The sequence below is a fragment of the Desulfoconvexum algidum genome (genome assembly GCF_055382125.1).
The window spans coordinates 4,166,725-4,186,114 of record NZ_AP042394.1; the positions used below are offsets into that span (position 1 = coordinate 4,166,725).

At 47.4% G+C, this 19,390-nt stretch carries 19 protein-coding genes and 1 riboswitch; of the genes, 8 read left to right on the plus strand and 11 right to left on the minus strand.

The window, feature by feature from the left end:
• Window positions 1-222: 222 nt before the first annotated feature.
• The 3 genes from ACZ45G_RS18885 to ACZ45G_RS18895 all read left to right on the plus strand — a co-directional run bounded on the left by ACZ45G_RS18885 (window position 223) and on the right by ACZ45G_RS18895 (window position 3,115).
• The gene (locus tag ACZ45G_RS18885; protein WP_464172048.1) at window positions 223-1,116 is read left to right on the plus strand and encodes a DMT family transporter; all 894 of its coding nucleotides are present in this window, start codon (window positions 223-225) and stop codon (window positions 1,114-1,116) included.
• Window positions 1,117-1,239: 123 nt separating this feature from the next.
• A complete protein-coding gene (locus ACZ45G_RS18890; protein WP_464172049.1) occupies window positions 1,240-2,064 on the plus strand; it encodes a nitroreductase family protein in 825 nt (274 codons plus the stop codon).
• Complete coding sequence (locus tag ACZ45G_RS18895; protein ID WP_464172050.1) at window positions 2,054-3,115, plus strand: patatin-like phospholipase family protein; 1,062 nt, start codon at window positions 2,054-2,056, stop codon at window positions 3,113-3,115. Before ACZ45G_RS18890 ends, ACZ45G_RS18895 begins: the two co-directional genes overlap by 11 nt.
• Window positions 3,116-3,138: 23 nt before the next feature.
• Here ACZ45G_RS18895 and ACZ45G_RS18900 read toward each other — a convergent pair whose 3' ends face one another.
• The 10 genes from ACZ45G_RS18900 to ACZ45G_RS18945 form a co-directional block, all read right to left on the minus strand.
• On the minus strand, window positions 3,139-4,023 hold the full coding sequence (locus ACZ45G_RS18900; RefSeq protein ID WP_464172051.1) for an amino acid ABC transporter permease: 885 nt from the start codon (window positions 4,021-4,023) through the stop codon (window positions 3,139-3,141).
• A gap of 17 nt (window positions 4,024-4,040) precedes the next feature.
• The gene (locus ACZ45G_RS18905) at window positions 4,041-4,862 is read right to left on the minus strand and encodes a transporter substrate-binding domain-containing protein (protein WP_464172052.1); all 822 of its coding nucleotides are present in this window, start codon (window positions 4,860-4,862) and stop codon (window positions 4,041-4,043) included.
• A 37-nt stretch (window positions 4,863-4,899) separates the two neighbouring features.
• Window positions 4,900-5,670 carry an amino acid ABC transporter permease gene (locus tag ACZ45G_RS18910; RefSeq protein WP_464172053.1) on the minus strand — a complete coding sequence of 257 codons (771 nt, stop codon included), beginning with the start codon at window positions 5,668-5,670 and terminating at the stop codon, window positions 4,900-4,902.
• 202 nt (window positions 5,671-5,872) lie between these two features.
• Entirely contained in the window at window positions 5,873-7,282 is a 1,410-nt protein-coding gene (locus ACZ45G_RS18915; protein ID WP_464172054.1) for an ammonium transporter, read from the minus strand.
• 27 nt (window positions 7,283-7,309) lie between these two features.
• Complete coding sequence (locus ACZ45G_RS18920; RefSeq protein WP_464172055.1) at window positions 7,310-7,648, minus strand: P-II family nitrogen regulator; 339 nt, start codon at window positions 7,646-7,648, stop codon at window positions 7,310-7,312.
• Between the two features lie 295 nt (window positions 7,649-7,943).
• Window positions 7,944-9,092, minus strand: a complete 1,149-nt coding sequence (locus ACZ45G_RS18925) for a geranylgeranyl reductase family protein (RefSeq protein WP_464172056.1) — start codon at window positions 9,090-9,092, stop codon at window positions 7,944-7,946.
• A 32-nt stretch (window positions 9,093-9,124) separates the two neighbouring features.
• A complete protein-coding gene (locus ACZ45G_RS18930; RefSeq protein ID WP_464172057.1) occupies window positions 9,125-9,526 on the minus strand; it encodes a hypothetical protein in 402 nt (133 codons plus the stop codon).
• Between the two features lie 217 nt (window positions 9,527-9,743).
• Complete coding sequence (locus ACZ45G_RS18935) at window positions 9,744-11,438, minus strand: ABC1 kinase family protein (RefSeq protein ID WP_464172058.1); 1,695 nt, start codon at window positions 11,436-11,438, stop codon at window positions 9,744-9,746.
• A 17-nt stretch (window positions 11,439-11,455) separates the two neighbouring features.
• A complete protein-coding gene (locus ACZ45G_RS18940; RefSeq protein ID WP_464172060.1) occupies window positions 11,456-11,737 on the minus strand; it encodes a hypothetical protein in 282 nt (93 codons plus the stop codon).
• A gap of 293 nt (window positions 11,738-12,030) precedes the next feature.
• On the minus strand, window positions 12,031-12,711 hold the full coding sequence (locus ACZ45G_RS18945; protein WP_464172061.1) for a TetR/AcrR family transcriptional regulator: 681 nt from the start codon (window positions 12,709-12,711) through the stop codon (window positions 12,031-12,033).
• A gap of 171 nt (window positions 12,712-12,882) precedes the next feature.
• On the opposite strand from ACZ45G_RS18945, the gene ACZ45G_RS18950 reads away from it, so the two are divergent.
• Genes ACZ45G_RS18950 through ACZ45G_RS18965 form a run of 4 tightly spaced genes read left to right on the plus strand, consistent with a single transcriptional unit; the run spans window position 12,883 to window position 17,805 of the window.
• Window positions 12,883-14,604, plus strand: a complete 1,722-nt coding sequence (locus ACZ45G_RS18950; RefSeq protein WP_464172062.1) for an AMP-binding protein — start codon at window positions 12,883-12,885, stop codon at window positions 14,602-14,604.
• A 2-nt stretch (window positions 14,605-14,606) separates the two neighbouring features.
• Complete coding sequence (locus ACZ45G_RS18955) at window positions 14,607-15,719, plus strand: 2-hydroxyacyl-CoA dehydratase subunit D (protein ID WP_464172063.1); 1,113 nt, start codon at window positions 14,607-14,609, stop codon at window positions 15,717-15,719.
• A gap of 33 nt (window positions 15,720-15,752) precedes the next feature.
• Complete coding sequence (locus tag ACZ45G_RS18960) at window positions 15,753-17,015, plus strand: 2-hydroxyacyl-CoA dehydratase subunit D (protein WP_464172064.1); 1,263 nt, start codon at window positions 15,753-15,755, stop codon at window positions 17,013-17,015.
• A gap of 4 nt (window positions 17,016-17,019) precedes the next feature.
• Window positions 17,020-17,805: an acyl-CoA dehydratase activase gene (locus ACZ45G_RS18965; protein WP_464172065.1), complete on the plus strand. Its 786-nt coding sequence runs from the start codon at window positions 17,020-17,022 to the stop codon at window positions 17,803-17,805.
• Window positions 17,806-17,850: 45 nt separating this feature from the next.
• Here the strand turns inward: ACZ45G_RS18965 and ACZ45G_RS18970 are convergent, their stop codons facing one another.
• The gene (locus ACZ45G_RS18970; protein ID WP_464172066.1) at window positions 17,851-18,480 is read right to left on the minus strand and encodes a tetratricopeptide repeat protein; all 630 of its coding nucleotides are present in this window, start codon (window positions 18,478-18,480) and stop codon (window positions 17,851-17,853) included.
• A gap of 138 nt (window positions 18,481-18,618) precedes the next feature.
• Here ACZ45G_RS18970 and ACZ45G_RS18975 point away from each other — a divergent pair, with 138 nt between their 5' ends.
• Window positions 18,619-18,837 (plus strand): DUF4019 domain-containing protein, encoded by a 219-nt coding sequence (locus tag ACZ45G_RS18975; RefSeq protein ID WP_464179975.1) that lies wholly within the window; start codon window positions 18,619-18,621, stop codon window positions 18,835-18,837.
• 290 nt (window positions 18,838-19,127) lie between these two features.
• Window positions 19,128-19,312: riboswitch (cobalamin riboswitch) on the plus strand.
• Window positions 19,313-19,390 lie beyond the last annotated feature (78 nt).

A 19,390-nucleotide genomic window follows, 5' to 3' on the forward strand; every position in this document is an offset into this window, starting at 1 on the left:
AAACAAGAAAGCAATATGAAGTTTAATTTAAAAAACTTTCCTTTCAGCTCATGGATAATCCACTTTACATTGTTTCGAGGAACAAGTCTTTTAAAATTGTAAAAAATAGGATTGGATAGGTCTGCCACAGACACGAATTGGACTTGATTAAAAAAGCTGAATCGAATAATAAATGCCCAAACATTAATGAAGAGAAAATTTTCAAGGGTTACCAGATCACCGATGAAACAGACAGCAGAGATTAAACACCTATTCCCCATGGCAGCCATCCTCACAGCAGTTTTCTTATGGGGCAGTTCCTTTTCAACCATGCGGATGGTATTAAATGTCCTGGACCCCATGTCCGCCATATTTTTACGCCTTTTCATTGCCAGCCTCTGCATTCTTCCCTTTACCGGTAAACTCTTCCCCCGCAATTATAAGCGAGGGGATTGGAAAATTCTGGGGGGTATGGTGCTGTTCCAGCCCTGCCTCTATTTTACCTTTGAATCCCGGGCATTGATCTATACCACCTCTTCCCAGGCAGCCATCGTTTCCGCATGCCTTCCCCTGATGGTGGCAGTGGCAGCCTGGATTTTTTTGTCGGAAGCCATAAATACCAAGATTATTGTCGGCCTTGTTCTGTCCATCACAGGAGTGGTGCTGTTAACCCTTTTCCAGAGCCGGGGAGCGGCAGCGCCAAATCCTGTCCTTGGCAATTCTCTGGAACTTTTGGCAATGGTCGCTGCCTGCGGATATATGATCCTGGTCAAACAACTCAGTTCCCGTTATAACACCTGGACCCTCACCGCTATGCAGGTGCTGGGGGGAACCCTGTTTTTTCTCCCAGGTATTCTCCCCCTTTTGGCAGCAGATCCCGCCATATGGAGTTCAAAGTTGATATTGCTGCTTCTTTTTCTAGGTCCTTGTGTCTCATTGGGCGCCTTTGGCCTCTATAATTACGGCATCAAAACAATATCCGTATCCAAAGCCTCCATTTGCATCAACCTGATCCCGGTGACGGCCATCCTCCTTGGCTGGATCTTCCTGGAAGAAACCTTGAACCTTAAACAGGGAGTCGCCATTGGCATTGTTATCCTGGGAGTGGGTTTGAGCAACCATAAAAGCCGCAATTAAAGCCAGTGTTTCTTTTTGGTATTGGATTTTTAGAAGAGAGCATGGTAATTTAGTTGATTTTATGCCTGATTTAAAACTTGATTTAATAAAAAGAGGCACCTGACAAATAGGAAAGGTATACAGATGAGTTTATTCACGATTGATACAAACAAATGCGATAAGGATGGTATTTGTGCCATTGAATGCCCTGCCCACGTCATTAAAATGACAAAAGAAGGCCCGGTTCCTGTGGCCAATGCCCAAGATTTTTGTATCCAATGTGGCCATTGTGTGGCCATTTGCCCCAAAGGGGCTTTTAGTCTATCGTTTTTATCCCCCGACCAATGCATGCCCATTGAAAAAAAATTGATGCTCACAGCGGATCATACCGAACATTTTTTAAGGTCCCGCAGGTCCATCCGGCGGTACAAGGAAAAACCGGTTCCAAAGCAGATCTTTGAACGTGCAGTGTCAATTGCATGCTGCGCCCCAACCGGCAGTAACCGGCAAACCGTAAAATGGCTGATTATAGACAAACGGTCAGATGTCCAAAAAATTGCCGGCCATGTGATTGATTGGATGCAATATGTCGTTAAAAACCATCCGAAAATTGCCCAGATGCTGAATATGGAAGCCTTGATTTCCCAATGGGATCAGGGGATCGACCGAATTGCCCGGGACGCACCCCAGCTTGTATTTGCCTATGCTTCCGATGAGTTTGGCTCAGGAGGTGCCGATTGCCACACCGCCCTTGCCTATTTGGAACTTGCGTTGCCGGGACTTGGCCTTGGAAGCTGCTGGGCCGGGTATGTCAACTATGCGGTTGGCCAGTGGCCCCCCCTTGCCAAAATGCTCAACTTCCCTGAACGACACAGCTGCCATGGCGCCCTTATGGTGGGATTCCCCAAATTCAAATATGCCAGGGCCCCCAAACGAAACGCACCTGATATTGTATACCATGTTGGATAATATCTCCATACGGGCCGGATCCAAAGCCATTAACATCATCCGGGATGAAGGATTAGACCTGTCCCGGGTAAAAGTGCTGGCAGGTGCGTCCGGCTCCGCCAAATTTCTTGTGCTGACCGGAATTGACAGAGTATTGGTCTCTTTATTCAAGAATAGGACAGATCCGCTCTATCTTATTGGAACCTCAATCGGCTCTTTTCGAATGGCGGCTTTTTGTCAACGAGACCCCCTGGCAGCCATCGAAAAACTTGAACAAGAATATATTGCCCAGCAGTATTCCCTTCACCCCACACCACAAGAGGTCACCCGGGAAACCAAGCGAATCCTGGATGCCTATATTGATGATAATGAGATAGACGCCATGCTCCATCATCCCTTCATGAAAATTTGCTTTCTGTCCAACAAATGCAAAGGCCTGCTCAAACAAGACCCGCTATTTCTTCAATGGATTGGCCTCATACTTTCGGCAGGTGTGAACCTGTTGAGCCGGAATGGGCTTGGGTATTTCCTGGAAAGAGCTCTTTTTTACGGGCCTGGTCAAACTCCCCCCTTTGCGGCCATGGATCAATTTCCCTTGAACCGCTATGACCTGACCCCGGAAAATTTTAAATCCGCCCTGTTGTCTTCGGGGTCCATCCCCATCGCAATGGAGGGGGTGTCAGATATTAACGGCGCACCGGGCGTTTTCAGGGACGGCGGAATCCTTGACTATCACCTGGACATTCCCTTTTTACCCGATTCAGACAACCTTGTATTATATCCCCATTTTTATGAAACCATTACCCCGGGATGGTTTGATAAAGGGTTGCACCGCAAGCCCTCGGAAAAAAACATGGAAAACGTGGTGCTGGTGGCCCCCTCACCCTCGTTTGTTGAAGATCTTCCCCTTAAAAAAATACCCGATCGGAAAGATTTTATGACCTTCAAAGGAAAGGATGGGGAACGCAGGGATTATTGGGAAATAGTCCTTGAAAAGAATAAACGCTTGGGGGATGAATTCTTTGAAGCCGTTCAGTCTGAAAAAATAAAACAGATCGTGAAGCCCCTTTAAAAAAAAGCGATTAACATCAGCCGTTATTGCTGCCAGGAAAACTTCTTCTCAAGAATGGCAACCATCCGGGACAGGGAAAAGGTGAGGATAAAATACAAAATAGCGATGGTGATCCAGATTTCAAAGGTCAAAAAGGTGGCTGCCATCAATTCCATGCCCTGGAATGTCAATTCCTGGATGGAAATCACCGACACAATGGCAGAATCTTTGATGGTGGAAATAAACTGACCGGCCAGGGGAAAGGCCACCCGTCGAAACGCCTGGGGAAGAATCACCCGTAAAAATGTATTAAAATGCGACAGCCCCACAGACCAAGCCGCCTCCCACTGTCCTTGATCAATCCCGTTGATGCCCCCCCGGACAATTTCTGAAATATAGGCCCCTTCATAAATGGCCAGGGCAAGCACCGCAGAAACAAAAGCATTGATCCGTTCCGGTCCTGCCAGAAAAAACCCCACTGCCCCCTGGACAGTATCAGATTGATTGCGCAGCCACAGGTCCAGACGGAGCGCATCCAGAAACTGACTGGATACAAAATAATAAAACAGGATCACCAATACCAGGGAGGGGATATTGCGGATAGTTTCCACGTAGAGGCGACTTGCAAATCGCTGGGAAAAAGAGCCCTTTGCCCCCATCATTCCGGATATGGTGCCCAGCAAAAAGCCCAGCACCGTGGCCCAAAAACTCAACCGGATGGTGGTAAAAAAACCGGTTAACAGCATATTACTGTGAAAGGTTCCGGTGACAGGATCCTTGAATATAAAATACCCGGGGATTAGATCCCACTCCCATTTATAATCCAAAAGACTGCCCATGCGGGAGAAAAAAAAGGATATGGCAGCGATGACGATCAGAACCACCGCCATATCCACAAGGGTAAATTTATTGGATTTTTTATTTAACATTTCTTACTTAACATTTCTTATTTAATTAGGCTTTCCCATTTTTTTGATTCAAACCAATAGGCTTTTCTCTCTTTTAAAAACCCCTGGGCATGCATGTTAAGAATCCAGTTATTAAAATAATTCAAGGCATCATAATCCCCTTTTTTAAGGGCAAATCCAATGGGTTCCTTGGTAAAATTTTCCTTGAGGGGGATAAAGAGTTTATCCGGATATTTTAAGGCATGGAAAGCTGGCATGGGAGCCGAAGAGACCACGGCATGGACCCGGCCCAGGTTCAATTCCTGCAATGCCTGGCTCTCGTTTTCAAAAAGTTTGAACTGGGCCGTGGGCATGTATTTTCTAGCGGCCTGCTCAGCTGTGGTCCCCATGCGAACCGCAATGATGACCTCAGGTTTATTAAAGTCCTCGATGCGGGAAAACCCTTTTGCTCGTTTTTGATGGGCCACCATGGACATGCCGGAATAATCATAGGGCACGGTAAAATTCACCTTAAGGTTCCGCGCAGGCGTTACCCCCATGCCGCCGATGATCACATCAAATTTCCCCGTCAACAATGCGGGAATAATTCCGGACCAGGCAGTGGGAATAAATTCAATTTCAACCCCCATGTCCTGGGCCAATTTTTTTGCCACATCAATTTCAAACCCGATGAGCTGCCCTTGTTTGTCTTTCATGGCCCAGGGGACAAAGGTGGCCATTCCCACTCTGATAACCCCTTCTTTCTGGATCTTTTCAATGATACTTTCCTGGGACAGCTTGGCCCCTGTTTCACCGGCGACTGCCATGGTGTATCCCAGCAAAGCCAATCCCACGGCCAGTAAATAAAACAATTTTTTCATCCTGATCTCCTTTGGTTTGATTTTCGTTGGTTGGATTTTAGTTTATATATTTCATTTTATTTTCAACGCGTCTGATTAAAAAAGAAAGCGTTGCGGTAATGGACAGGTAACATACTGCCACAGCAAACCAGATTTCAAAAGTTAAAAATGTCTCGGAGACTATTTTTTGACCCTGCATGGTCAAATCATAAATAGAGATGGTACTGACCAGGGCAGAATCCTTAATAAGGGAAACGCTTTGCCCCGCCAGCATTGGAAGTGTCTGGCGCAGCATCTGGGGAATGATCACCTTAACATAGGTGGCATAGGCCGAAAGGCCGATGCTCTGAGCCGCCTCAACCTGACCTGCAGGAATATTGATAATACCGGACCGGATGATCTCCGAGGCATAGGCCCCTTCAAAGAGGCTCAGGGCAATCACGGCAGACCAAAAAGCAGAAATATCCAATACCGGTGAAATCACAAAATAAAGGATAAAAATCTGGATGAGCAGGGGGGTGTTCCGGATGGTCTCCACATATACCCAGGCAGACAATCGCAGCATGGGAGAAACAGACAACCGGGCAAAGGCTGAAAAGGACCCCAGCAAAATTGAAAAAACAAGGCCCAGGGAGGAAATCTTCAGGGTAATAACAAGACCGTCCAAAAGCAGACCCTTGACAAACTGCCCCTTTTCAATGGAAAAAAAATAGGGAGGCAACCGGTACCATTGCCAATTATACTCAAGGTTCTGATAGCCCCCCACCAGGACAGCTGCCAGAATCCCCAATAAAACCACAGATTTTATAACCCCTGCCGCCCGTTTCATCCGTCACCTTTCATTCGATTTACACCTGACTTTTGCCCGGCTTTTGCCCGACTTTTGCCCGGCTTCGCCTGTCTAAGAAAGCCACAAGGTAGCATAAAACAGGAAAACCTGCCACCTCAATGAAAGGGATGGCAGGTTTTTTTAATTTACTAAACTTCTGGATAACCAGGGGAAATTAATGTCCCCCTACAGCGACTCGTTACTAGTGATCGCTGGCTAACTTTTTGGAAGTATAGGAAGCAGGCGCCCCGGCAAACTCTCCAGATCCGCCGCCGGTATATCCCATACTGGAGTGGTTAATGGTTGTAAAATCCGGATAGGCGTTCCCCCCGTGTTCCGTGGCGTCTAATCCCTCCAATTCTTCTTCCTTGGAGACCCTCAGGCCGATGGTCATATCAATCAGTTTAAAGATGGCAAAGGCACAAGCAAAGGTCCACACAAAACAAGCGCCAATGCCGATCACCTGAACACCGATTATTTTCAAAGACGTACCGCCGATATTAAAAATTCCGGCTCCCAGGGTTCCCCAGGCTCCGCAGACACCGTGAACAGAGATGGCACCCACGGGGTCATCAATTCTAATTTTGTCAAAAAACAGTACAGAAAAAACCACCAGGGCACCGGCCACAGACCCGATAATAATTGCGCTTGAAGGGGTCACGTTGGCACACCCTGCCGTAATACCCACAAGTCCTGCCAGGGCACCATTGAGACTCATGCCCACCTCTGGTTTTCCAAATTTAAACCAGGAAACAAACATCGCAACGATACAACCGGCAGCCGCCGCCAGGTTGGTGTTGACAAAAATCATGGCAATGTCTGTGTTGGCGGCAGTTGTGGATCCGGGATTAAATCCGAACCAGCCCACCCAGAGGATAAAAACGCCCAGGGCTGCCAGGGGGATATTATGACCCAGGATGGGTTTGACAGCACCTGTGGCCGTATATTTACCCAGACGGGGCCCCAGAACCATGGCGCCGGCCAGGGCTGCCCAGCCCCCCACGGAATGAACCACGGTGGACCCTGCAAAATCGATAAAGCCAAGACCTTCCAGCCATCCGGAACCGTGAAACAGACTTCCCCATGCCCAGGATCCGAAAATCGGATAGATCAAACCGGTGATGCACACAGAATACAAAAGATACCCGATAAACTTGGTTCTCTCGGCCATGGCACCGGAAACGATGGTAGCCGCAGTGGCTGCAAATACCACCTGGAACATCCAGAAAGCCAGTACCCAGGGATCTCCGCCTACTTTAAAATCGCTCAGGAAAAACCCGGTGGTCCCAAAAAAACCGGTTTTGGAAACACCGAACATGAGACCAAACCCAACAGCCCAATACACAATGGATCCCATTGAAAAATCCATGAGGTTTTTCATCATGATATTAATGGCATTTTTCGCCCGGGTAAACCCGGCTTCCACCATGGCAAATCCTGCCTGCATGAAAAAAACCAGGACTGCGCAAACAAGTGTCCAGACATAATCGGCATGGGTCTGAACCAGACCAATGGCTTCGCTATTGCTAAGGACTGTGGGGGTATCGTCCCCGGCAAAGGCTGTTGACAAAAAACAGACAAGCAGTGTGAATAGGGTTACGATATATTTCATTTGGAATATCTCCTTTTTTAGGGTTAGTTATAGGGCTTCCACGCCGGTTTCACTGGTCCTGATGCGGATCACATCTTCAATGGGCTGGATAAAAATTTTACCATCACCAATCTTTCCAGTTTTAGCACTGTTAATAATGGTCTCCACCACGGCATCCACCCTTTCATCATCCACAACAATGGACAGCTCCACCTTGGGAATAAAATCTGTCTGGTATTCCGCGCCTCTGTATATTTCCTTGTGACCCTTCTGCCGGCCAAACCCCTTGACCTCGGTGATGGTCATCCCGTTAATATTTATTTTGGTTAAGGCATCTTTTACCTCATCCACCTTAAATGGTTTTATGATTGCCAAGATTTTTTTCATGTTTTCTCCCTTTTTCAGATTTAAATAAAAACAACTTAATTTCTTAATTCTTCATAGAGCAAAAGGGGTGCCAAAGGCATTTTTTAAGCAAAATTTATCATAACTATTTGATTTTATAATGTTTTATTTCTAAAACTCTTTTTTGAAACCGAGCATGAAATTACATTATTGGAATTAAATTAGTTTCAATAGTGTAATTTCATAGCATATGACATAAAATTAACCTCTTTTTAATACAAAATTGTTTTTTCCTGCAAAACAACAGGAAGACTAAAATTTTAATACATCAGGGGAACTATCGACACAGGAGCATCTGCCCAAGGGTTTTGCCATCGGCATACCCTTGGGCAAATTTTTTATGAAAAAAAGGAAGGGACAATAATTTTAATGAAAAAGAAGGGAAGGAATAGAGACACTTGGCGCTTAAGTGGTATAGTCTGAGATCGGTTCTTATTTTTTTAATCTCTCGGTCATAGGCCGCGCCCGGAAAAGGAGCAGCATAAGGAGATGAATCAATAACAGAGGATGCAACATTATCAGGGAACCCGCTATTGTCAGGGAACGCACCAGGGGTACAAGCAGAGACAATGGCCCGGGCAGCAGCCTGTCCGCTTTTGAGGGCAAAATAGATTCCTTCCCCGAGAAGGTTCTCTCCAAATCCGGCAGCGTCCCCGGATAAAAGAACCCTTCCTGACCCGGGACAATGGGCATATCCCCCCACACCAATGGGATATCCCTTCACGGCCTGGAGCCGGTCCGTACCAAACCGTTTCTGGGCATACTCAACCAATTGCCTTTGTTTTAAAGCCGGATGACCTGTGGTGGAATAAATACCGATATTCAGATGATTTCCCTTGGGAAAAATCCAAAAATAACCTCGTCCCGGCATGGAAAAATCAAACTCCATTGAATGACGTTCAGAATGATCCACCCGGATATCCGCCTCAAGGGCAAGAGAACGGTTCACCCGACAAAAAGGATGGGTCAACCGCCTCACAATGGAATTGGCCCCGTCCGCACCGATAAGGTAACAAGATTTTATCAATTGATCGCTGGTTCTGATCTCTATATGAAGCTTTTTTTCTTCAATGGAAACAATTTTTTTAACCACCTGGAATTGAGCTCCTTTTCTTTGAACCATGTTCAAAGAAAAAAGATCCAGCTCCCATCGCTGGACCATATGGCACAGGGGGTTTTTATTCTGAATTACAAAGGCTCTCCCAGGTTGGGGACAAATTTTTATACTGCGGCACTCCTGCCGGATGAGAGAAGAAATATCATACCGGAATAATGCCAGGGCCTTGGGAGTAATCCCACCGGCACAGGCTTTTTTTTTAGGAAAAGCATATTTGTCCAGCAACTGCACGGAAAAACCCCTGGACAGCAAATCAAAGGCAGCAGCTGTTCCGGCAGGACCTGCCCCTATGATAACAACATCAACCATGGGAGCTAACAGATCTTAAATCAAATTTCAAATCAGTAAGTCTCCGTGGCCTGGAGAATTTTTAAGGTTAGTATAGAATTGTTTACAGATTTTACAGCATAGATCACATTCCCCAGCCGGATGGCATTCCCATTGGGTTCTCTTGAAAATCGCTGGGGATAGGCATATCCCGGATCCAGTTCAAGCAGATATAGATCCAGAACCACCTGGCCCTTTTCAATCCCTTTAAACACCAGGCAGGTATTTTTAACCGTTACCCGATCATTTTTTATCAATCGTAATTGTCCGGCCGATATCTGGGATTCTGCTTTGACATTTGCAGCAGTCCCCTGGGTCCTCCACAAGTCAGACCTTTCCTTGGACTTTGGTGTTGACACATAATAGGTCAGCCCAAAGGGTACGGCCAGGCAGAAAAAAATAAATAAAATGGCCAACCAGCCTTTTTTATTGGGTAATGAAATCTGTGTCTCCCCTTTTTAGCGTAAGAAAAAAACGTAATTAATTATATTCCCTGGTTTCTTTCCTGTCAAACCGGAAGTTAATTTTCAAGCCATTCTGGTATAGACAGACCTTTCACAAAAAAGGGGATGTTCGTTTTTGCCTGCGGATATCCCTTTTTTTATGGGAGTGTCAGGTGATGGTATCTGGGTCTTACAGGCGTCCTGAACGGAAGATTGAAATTATCAGCCAAAGCCCGAGAAAGGTTGCTATGACATATCCTGTAACGCCGAGAAGGCCGGTTAGCGATATTTCTGAAAACCCGGCAAACCCAAGGTCGATGTTGAAAAGTTTCTGGGAAGAATTAAGAATCAGGGCCGCAGCAATGGTGGAGGCAGCAATGATAATCCCCACAATCAGCCGGTTGATTCCCTTTTCCATGGATTGGTGAAGCCTGGAGGAGGTTGTGTGCCGGATCTCCATGGAAAAGCGGTTGTCTGCTGCATTGGCAAATAGTTTGCTGACGTTTGCCGGCATGGAGTGAAGATGGCCTGCTATTTTACGTGCATCTGCATTGAATCGTTTGAAAAGTTGGTCCGGTTCAAGCCGCTGCCGTATCAATTTTTCGGCATATGGTCTGGCGACTTGAAGAATACTTGACGTGCTGCTCAGTTTTTTCCCAATGGCTTCGTTCTGAACAAAGGTCTTTAAAATCAGCAGCAGATTCCTTGGCATGGTGACCCGGTGCTTGAGCACCAGCTGCATTACTTTTTCATAGACCTCTCTGACAGAGATGGTGGGAAGAGAGCGGCCATAAAAGGGTTCACTGACTTCCTTCAAGTCTGCTTTGAATTCCTTGAGCCGGATCTTTTTTTCGTCCAGGAGCCCCATCTCTTTCAAGGCGTCCATCACCTGATCATAATCGTGATCTGCAAACCCAAGGCAAAGATTGGCAAGTTCCTTCATCATTTCATCATCCACGTAACTCATCAGCCCGAAGTCGATAATGCTGACCCGGCCGTCTGCCATGACAATGGTGTTTCCCGGGTGGGGATCGGCATGGAAAAACCCGAACTCCATGAGCTGTCGGGAGAAGGAGCGCAGGCCGATAAGCCCAATCGCCCCGGGATCGATGCCCGCGGCTTTTATGGCCTCTACCTGATCGACCTTGACACCGTCAATATACTCCATCACCAGAACTGACCGGCTTGTGAATTCACGATAGACTTTGCAGATATGCAGTTCGCGTGTATGCTTGAAATTATTTCTGAACCGTTCAATATTACCGGCCTCCACAAACATGTCCAGTTCGTTGAAGACGGTCCTTTCAAATTCTTTGACAAGGTTCACGGCACCCAGCATCCTGCCTCGTTCAGAACGATTCTCTATCTTTTGGGCAAGATAATACATCAGCCGGATGTCTTTGCGGATAATGGGAAGGATGTCGGGCCGGATCACCTTGACAGCAACCCTTTCTCCTGAAAAAAGCCAGGCTTCGTGGACCTGGGCCACAGACGCTGCGGCAATGGATTCTGGATTGAAGCGATCAAACAGAACTGTCAGCGGTTTGCCCAATTCCCTCTCCACCACGCTGGAAATAGCCGCCACAGGAAGGGGGCGTACCTGATCCTGGAGTTTTTTGAATTCATTTACAAATTCAGAAGGCAAAATATCATCCCGGGTGCTCAACAGCTGACCAAGCTTGATAAAGCTTGGTCCGAGCCGCTCCATGCAGAAGCGGACCATCCTGGGGGACGGGAAATCGGTCTCAGCAGCATCCCGGCTTTTTTCCGAAACGCCAGGCGCCTTGGACGCACCCCTGGCAATACGGCCGGCAATATCCCTGATCCCATACCAGCCGACAACGCGGAGGATGTGCACAAGCCGCCAGAGCAGCTTAAAATTCAAACCGAGTCTCAAAACAATCATTCGTCAGAAGCGACGGCCGATTTGTCTGCAGAGACTTTATCCCATTTTTTTGCGATCTCTTTTAGTTTGGAACCATCGGAGATATAATGCTCAACATAGCCACAGTTGACACAGACATAGTTGTCGATGGGAGCCATGCTTGAAAGGCTTATGGGGATTGAATTGCTGGCAAAAGGTCCGCCTTTCAGAAGATTGGCGATAGGACCGTCTTTAACGATCAGTTCAGCACCTGAATAGACTTCTCCGGAACCACATTTAGGGCAATTGGCGTCTTTCATAATAACACCTCCTAATAACATCATGTTAAGAGTAAATGGCTGTTTTAAGTTGTCACTCAACTCCCAGGCAAGGCAGATGCCTGTTCATGAGAGCCCACACCGGAAGGGGCGTCGGCTGTAATCGACCTGGAAGATCTTTTACACTATCACAGTCTGCCAAAACTTGCCAATGCCTGATTCCATTTGAGCTGCAAATTTAAGATCTCTTTGGGTAAGCACACGTGTTTGGATATCATGGGGGTGCAAAATCAGGTGGTCCTATGATTTTTTTTAACGGTTATCTTCGATAAGGATCACGCGTTCTCTTTTCGAACCAGGGAGAGAACCATGGCTTCCACCACATCTCCGATGCGTGTCATATGCGCAATTCGCTCGACTTCTGTCCGGCCTGGATAATTTCGAAAGGCGATAAGAATACCGGAAAGACATGCAAACAGGGTATGGGCGAAAATCCGTGCCTCTCGATCACACCCAAGTTTCTTGAATACCGATTCAAACAAATCCATGAGCCTGCGGCCAATTTCATTGAGCTGGTCCACCGCCGCCATGTCCTTGTTTCCGTGGAGGGCAAAATGGGTAATCATCCGCCATTGGGCAGTATGGGTAATATAATATTCCAGAAAATGGGTGATACAAATCTTGACAAAAATTTCCCCCCGGTCCATACTAATCGGGTCCTTATCCGGTTTCTTCCGACCCGCCTGACCCATACCAGCCTTATGGATGCGCGATTGAAGATCATCTATGAAATTGCAGGAATCCATATAAGCGATTTTGGCATACAATTCTTCCTGGCTTTTAAAATAGGTGTAGATGGAAGATTTTGCAATGCCCGCTACCTTTGCAATCTCAGCCATACTGGCCTTGTCATAGGTTTTCTGGCCAAAGACTTCCCGGGCTGCATCAATAATAATCTGCTGTCGAAGTTTTCTTTCCTTTACCTTTAGTTTGCTGAGGGTATTGTTTGTATTCATTGGTGTCCTGTATTGTTTGGGTTCTGACCTGCTCTTTTCCCATATCACACCCAGAAGAAATCATCAAGCAATGGTTGACATGTCGACCGGTGTTCGATATAAAAACCAATAGACAAAAAATCGTTCTGTGATTTTTATCCCCATTGACACGGCACAGAAAAAGGAGAAGAAATGCAGGTAAAAAGGCCCTGGTTTGACCATTACGCAAAAGTTCCCCACTCCATAGACTACCCTAGTGTGACCATGTACGAAGCTGTGATGAAATCGGCCAAACGGGTTCCGGATAAAATTGCCTGGGATTTCATGGGCACCCTGTGTACCTACAATAAATTTGCAGAAGCCATTTGCCTTTGCGCCGATGGTCTTGCCGGCCTGGGACTGAAAAAGGGAGACATCATTACCATCTCCATGCCTACCTCTCCCCAGGGAATTATCTGCTTTTATGCCGCCAACAAGCTGGGAGCAGTGGCCAGCATGATCCATCCCCTGTCCACGGAAAATGAGATTGAATTTTATTTAAATATTTCCAACTCTTCCATGGCCCTGACCCTGGATGCCTTTTATGGCAAATTCAAGGCTGCCATGGAAAAAACCCGGTGCAAACGACTGATTCTGACCCGGATAGGAGATTACCTGTCCCCTGTCAAGCAATTGGGTTTCTGGCTGACCAAGGGGAGGAAAATCCCCAAGGTCCCCCGGGACTCAAACATCTCATGGTGGCAAGACCTGATGAACGGTTCTTTTCCAAAACAAAACAAAACGCAAATGGAAGCCCACGACACCGCCGTAATTTTATACAGCGGCGGCACCACGGGAAAACCCAAGGGAATCTTGCTCTCCAATATGAATTTTATTTCCCAGGGCATGATGGTGGCGGCCTGGGGCAATCTGGATGAAACCGATTCCATTTTGGCCATTCTGCCCATTTTCCATGGGTTCGGCTTGGGGGTTTGTGTCAATGCGGCCTTTATGGGAGGGGCCAAAAGCATATTGGTTCCCCAGTTCACCCCCCAAATTGTGGCCAAACTCATACGAACCAAAAAACCCAGCTTTATCATCGGTGTCCCCACCCTCTATGCCGCTTTGAACAAGAACAAGGATTTCCGAACTGCAGACCTTGACTGCCTCAAGGCGGCCTTCTGCGGTGCCGACACCCTGCCCGGGGTTGTAAAAGAAGAATTTGAAACCATTGTCAGGTCCCGGGGCGGCAATGTCAAATTATTGGAAGGATACGGCCTCACCGAAGCTGTCACCGCCATCATGGCCATGCCCATGGACACCTACCGCGAAAACAGCATCGGGGTTCCCTTTTCAGATATGGACGCTAAAATTGTCATACAAAACACCACTAAAGAGGCTCCCCTGGGGGAAGATGGCGAAATCTGCATCAGCGGCCCTGCTGTGATGAAAGGCTACTTAAACCAGAAAGAAGAAACCGACAAGACCCTGAAAATCCATGGGGACGGTAAAACCTGGCTCCACACCGGTGACATCGCAAGCCAGGATGCGGACGGATTTTTTTATTTTAAACTGCGCCAGAAGCGGATGATCAAATCTTCGGGCATGAATGTTTACCCGGCCCAGGTGGAAGATGTCCTCTACTTGCACCCCCATGTGGCAGAAACTTGTGTCATTGGAGTGCCGGACAAGGAACAGGTTCAACGGGTCAAGGCCTTTGTGGTTCTTAAAGAGGGCGCTTTCCCCGATGCGGCCATGGAAAAGGAGCTTATCACCCACTGTCAAAAAAATTTAATCAAATGGAGCTGTCCGCGAACCATTGAATTTAGACTGACCCTTCCCACCACCCTGGTGGGCAAAGTGGCCTTTAAAACACTGGAAGACCAGGAAATACAGACTTTACGCCAACGAGGCGAATACACAGGAGACCATTGAAGATGAAAGAAATCGATCCCTTCCACATTGCCATAAAGGATCCAGCCGCCCTTGCTGCCGGCATCCGGGAAAAATCCGGCAAGATCATCGGGTATATGTGTTCCTATGCCCCGGAAGAACTCATCCATGCCGCCGGTTTTCACCCCATGCGGCTGTTTTCCTCAAAATCAGAGATCAGCCTGGCGGAAAACCATCTCCAGGCCTATTGTTGCTCCCTGGTCCGGGGGGTGCTCGAAGACAGCCTGGCCGGCCGCCTGGATTATTTAGACGGTACGGTTTTCCCCCACACCTGTGATTCCATCCAGCGCTTAAGTGATATCTGGCGGCTCAACACAAACTATGGTTTTTTTGCCGATGTGGTCATGCCGGCCAAGCTCAACACCGAAAGTGCAAGAAACTATATGACAGAGGTGCTCAAAAAGTTCAAAACCGACCTTGAAAAGGCCATTGACCATCCCATTACCCCGGCAGATCTTGAGGCCTCCATTTGCCTTTTCAACCGCATCCGCAAAAATCTGGCCCGGATCTACGAACTCAAAAGCCAGTCCCCGGGCATTATCAAAGGAATTGATCTGTTTGCCATTGTCAAGGGCGCAATGATCATGGACAGAGAGGAACTTGCCCAAAGGCTTGAGACCATTGTCCTCCTCCTTGAAAAAAAAGACCCCCCTCCTTCTTCGGCCAAACGGATCATTCTTTCCGGCTCCATCTGTGACATGGTCGATATTTACAGTCTCATCGAAGCCTGTGGCGGCACTGTGGTGGCAGATGATCTGTGCACGGGCAACCGTTGGTTTGAAGGGCTTATTCCTGTGGATATTGACCCCTTGGAAGCCTTAACCGCCCGGTATTCGGACAGGGCCATCTGTCCGGCCAAACACTCGGGCAACACGGTCCGGGGGGAAGCCCTTTTGGCCCTTGCCAAAACCCACAGGGCAGACGGGGTGATCTTTGCTCTCTTAAAATTTTGCGATCCCCATGCCTTTGACTATCCCTATATGAAAGAATTTTTAGACAAGGCTGCCATTAAGAGTCTCCACCTGGAATTAGATGACCAGCAGCAGGGACAAGGACAGCTTTCCACCCGTCTTGAAACCTTTATGCACATGATTTAATCCTGTTTTTTATAAATTTTAAGGAAACATTCCATGACGGATACAAACCAAAACAAAGACACGGCCAAGGAAAAGGACAACGACAAGGAACAACGAAAAATAAAATCCGCCAAAAAAATGCGGGAAATCATGACCACCTATTACCTGGAAGCCATGACAGCCCGGGAAAACAACAAAAAAATCGCATGGATCACTTCAGGGGGGCCTGTGGAACCCCTGATCGCCATGGATATTATCCCCATCTATCCTGAAAACCATGCCGCCATGATCGGGGCCTCCAAAATGGGGGAAGACCTGTGCGTAAAGGCAGAAGAAATGGGATACAGCTCAGATCTTTGTTCCTATGCAAGGGCAGACATTTCCTGTGCCCAGGTCAATGGTGGACCCATTGGCGGGCTCCCCAGGCCGGACATGCTGGTCTGCTGCAACAACATCTGCGGCACGGTACTCAAATGGTATGAAGTCCAGGCCCGACACTTTAATGTTCCCTTGTTCATCCTGGACACCCCGGTCTGCCACAATGGATATTCCCGGCAAATTGCCGCCTATGTCCGGCGTCAGATAGACGAATACATTGTTTTTCTTGAAACCGTGACCGGGAAAAAATTTGACCACGATAAAATGACGCAGGTGGGACATCTTGCCCTCCAGGGCCAGAAGCTCTGGCAGAAAGTTCTCAAGACCACCACCCACAAGCCCTCTCCCATGAGCGCCTTTGATGCCTTTTTCTTTTTGGCCCTCATCGTAACCCTCAGAGGAACAAAGATCGCCGTGGATTTTTACGAAGAATTGGCCCAGGAAATGGAAGAACGGGTACGAAAGGGCATCAGCATCATTCCCCATGAACGCTACCGACTGCTCTGGGACAATTTGCCGGTGTGGTACCAGCTAAAATGGTTGTCCCAAAAATTTTCAGATCACAATGCCTGCCTTGTGGCAGACACCTATACCTCTGCCTGGTGCTCGGCCATTCAATATATTGATGAAAATAAATTTTTAGATTCCATGGCCCAAGCCTATACCCGGATTTATCTAAACATTGGTGTGGACGAAATGGCAGATCAGGTCATTGACATGATCCGCCTCTATGATGTGGATGGGTTTGTCATGCACTCCAACAGATCCTGCAAACCCTACTCCTTTGGCCAGCTGGACATCATGGAAATTGTCCGAAAAAAAACCGGTATTCCCGTGCTCATGTTCGAGGCAGACATGGTGGATCCGCGAAACTTTTCCCTTTCCCAGACAGACACAAGGATTGATGCCTTCATGGAAATTATCAAACAAAAGGAATAAAGGAATGGTTAAACATATGATTTTTGCAGGCATAGACATCGGCTCCATAACGGCAAAAGCCGCCCTTATCAAAAATGGCAAACTGATAGGAACTCTTGTAATCCCCACGGGATACAACCCCGTGACTGCGGGGGAGAAGGTCTTTTCCGACCTGTTGGCCCAAACCAAAATCAACCCCAAGGATGTCACGGCCATCGTGGCCACGGGATATGGCAGAAACTCTGTGGCCTTTGCAGACAAAGCCATGACCGAAATCATCTGCCACGGGGTGGGTGCCCATTTTTTAAACCCAAAGATCCGGGGCATTATTGATGTAGGAGGACAGGACAGCAAAGCCATTGCCCTGGATACCAGCGGCCAGGTGGAAAATTTTGCCATGAACGACAAATGCGCGGCAGGGACAGGCCGTTTCCTGGAGGTCATGGCCAAGGCTCTGGAGGTCGAACTCAATGAGCTTGGCAACATGAGCCAGAGCTCCAATGCCCCCTCCAAAATTTCCAGCATCTGCACTGTTTTTGCAGAATCAGAAGTGATTTCCATGATCGCCGGGCAGCAGAAAAGAGAAGATATCATTGCCGGCATCCATGAATCTGCGGCCGCACGGGTGGGCAGTCTTGCCACCAAGGTCAAGTTACAGAGCCCCGTGATCATGACCGGCGGGGTCGCCAAAAACAAAGGGATGGTCAAAGCCCTGGAAAGCCGCCTGGGCATTGAAATATTGGTGGGCGATTTTCCCCAGGAAAACGGGGCCATCGGCGCTGCTGTCCTGGCTTCCAGATTGAAACGGTAGGTGGCGTGACCATTCCATGGTCAATCACCTTGAAAAAATCCGATATCACTTCTGCTGTTTCATTCTTTCAACCAGGGAGGAAAGCAATTTCCCATTGGGTGCTTTTGCCATGGGATTCACCGTTAACAACGCTTCCCATGCAAGAATACCGCCGGCCGTATCCTCCATATCATGCATGAGCACCACTCCCTTGTTGAACCGGGCCGTCTCAAAGCCAGGATCTGCAGCAATGGCCAGGTCAAATGTTTCAACGGCCTTTTTGGGATTTTTGTTCCGCCGGTACATCACCCCCATATCGGTCAAGACAACGGGATCACCCGGTTTCAGAGCCAATGAACGTTCATAGGCATCAATGGCATCCCCAAACCGGTTGGCATCAAAAAACAGATTCCCCAGTTGATTCCAGGCATCCACATTATCCGGGTTTTCCTTTAGGAATTGTTCCAGTTTTAAAATTCTGGAACCCGTCTCAGCCGACATCTCCTGTCCTTCCGGATGATCATGGGGATCTGACGGTTGCTGTGCTATTGGTGCCATTGGCGTATCCCCAGCCAGTTTAAATGAGGTATACATGGCCCCCACCATAAATCCAAATGTAATGGAGACCAAGATTGCCATATAAAGGGTCTGTTTGTGAACCAAACCCGTTGGACCATTTTCTTTCTTTTTATCCATCTGTTCCCCACTTGCTTTTAAATTAATAATTTTTTAATTATAATCACCCCAGCCGTCCTGGCAATGGGCTGAAAAGGCAGTTCCCTAAAAAAAATCATTTGACTTTGACTCAATTTTTATAATCTGCTCTTTTGGGCAATCACCCTAAAATCCGTAAGGGACCCCTTAGGAGATGTTGTATCAAGGGACCTTTTCCATGACCAGCTCACCACCACCCTGCCAGGCATGCCCGACGGGAGCTATCTGGTTTTGCGATATGTCACCCGTTTTGCCAATAAAGCCCATGCCGTTGAATCCATCACCCTCATGAAAGAATCCGAGGGCACATGGCGGGTAGCCGGCTATTTTATCAAATAGATCATGAAAAGAATTCTAACTCTAATATATTTTTCTGGCCTTCTGCCTGGTACCGGCACCTCTTTTTGCCACTTCCCTGGATGCAGGTTCTCTATTTTTCTATACAGCGGACCTGCCAAAAACAAAGGACTTAAGAAAAGTCTTGAGAAGTATCTTCTCTGCGACATAAAAATGGTGGAATCGCCCCCATTCACAGTGGCCTTGTGATCATATTATGGTGATTAGATAAAAAATAAAATTCACCTTAAATTGCCTCTTTTTTTTACTTGACTTTGTGTTTTATAATCAGTAATAATATTTCATATTCAGGTGCTCATTGTAAGAGCTTGATAGGGAACCGCGTTAAAGTCGTGGACGGGCCCGCCGCTGTAATTGGGGACGAAAGCTGCAGTATGCCACTGACCTTATGGTTGGGAAGGTGCAGCCGGTAGAATGATCCAAAAGTCAGAAGACCTGCCTGAACGGTAGTCAAAGGAAAACGCCTTGGGGACGAAGGTGCTTCCTGTTTATATTCTAAGGATAAAAAGGGAATCCCTGGATTGAAAGTTAATTT

What these genes read in the sequence shown, in the direction of transcription:
- ACZ45G_RS18885 (WP_464172048.1), top strand. Translation starts at nt 223, where the DNA reads ATGAAACAGACAGCAGAGATTAAACACCTATTCCCCATGGCAGCCATC.
- ACZ45G_RS18890 (WP_464172049.1), top strand. Translation starts at nt 1,240, where the DNA reads ATGAGTTTATTCACGATTGATACAAACAAATGCGATAAGGATGGTATT.
- ACZ45G_RS18895 (WP_464172050.1), top strand. Translation starts at nt 2,054, where the DNA reads ATGTTGGATAATATCTCCATACGGGCCGGATCCAAAGCCATTAACATC.
- ACZ45G_RS18900 (WP_464172051.1), bottom strand. Translation starts at nt 4,023, where the DNA reads ATGTTAAATAAAAAATCCAATAAATTTACCCTTGTGGATATGGCGGTG.
- ACZ45G_RS18905 (WP_464172052.1), bottom strand. Translation starts at nt 4,862, where the DNA reads ATGAAAAAATTGTTTTATTTACTGGCCGTGGGATTGGCTTTGCTGGGA.
- ACZ45G_RS18910 (WP_464172053.1), bottom strand. Translation starts at nt 5,670, where the DNA reads ATGAAACGGGCGGCAGGGGTTATAAAATCTGTGGTTTTATTGGGGATT.
- ACZ45G_RS18915 (WP_464172054.1), bottom strand. Translation starts at nt 7,282, where the DNA reads ATGAAATATATCGTAACCCTATTCACACTGCTTGTCTGTTTTTTGTCA.
- ACZ45G_RS18920 (WP_464172055.1), bottom strand. Translation starts at nt 7,648, where the DNA reads ATGAAAAAAATCTTGGCAATCATAAAACCATTTAAGGTGGATGAGGTA.
- ACZ45G_RS18925 (WP_464172056.1), bottom strand. Translation starts at nt 9,092, where the DNA reads ATGGTTGATGTTGTTATCATAGGGGCAGGTCCTGCCGGAACAGCTGCT.
- ACZ45G_RS18940 (WP_464172060.1), bottom strand. Translation starts at nt 11,737, where the DNA reads ATGAAAGACGCCAATTGCCCTAAATGTGGTTCCGGAGAAGTCTATTCA.
- ACZ45G_RS18945 (WP_464172061.1), bottom strand. Translation starts at nt 12,711, where the DNA reads ATGAATACAAACAATACCCTCAGCAAACTAAAGGTAAAGGAAAGAAAA.
- ACZ45G_RS18950 (WP_464172062.1), top strand. Translation starts at nt 12,883, where the DNA reads ATGCAGGTAAAAAGGCCCTGGTTTGACCATTACGCAAAAGTTCCCCAC.
- ACZ45G_RS18955 (WP_464172063.1), top strand. Translation starts at nt 14,607, where the DNA reads ATGAAAGAAATCGATCCCTTCCACATTGCCATAAAGGATCCAGCCGCC.
- ACZ45G_RS18960 (WP_464172064.1), top strand. Translation starts at nt 15,753, where the DNA reads ATGACGGATACAAACCAAAACAAAGACACGGCCAAGGAAAAGGACAAC.
- ACZ45G_RS18965 (WP_464172065.1), top strand. Translation starts at nt 17,020, where the DNA reads ATGGTTAAACATATGATTTTTGCAGGCATAGACATCGGCTCCATAACG.
- ACZ45G_RS18970 (WP_464172066.1), bottom strand. Translation starts at nt 18,480, where the DNA reads ATGGATAAAAAGAAAGAAAATGGTCCAACGGGTTTGGTTCACAAACAG.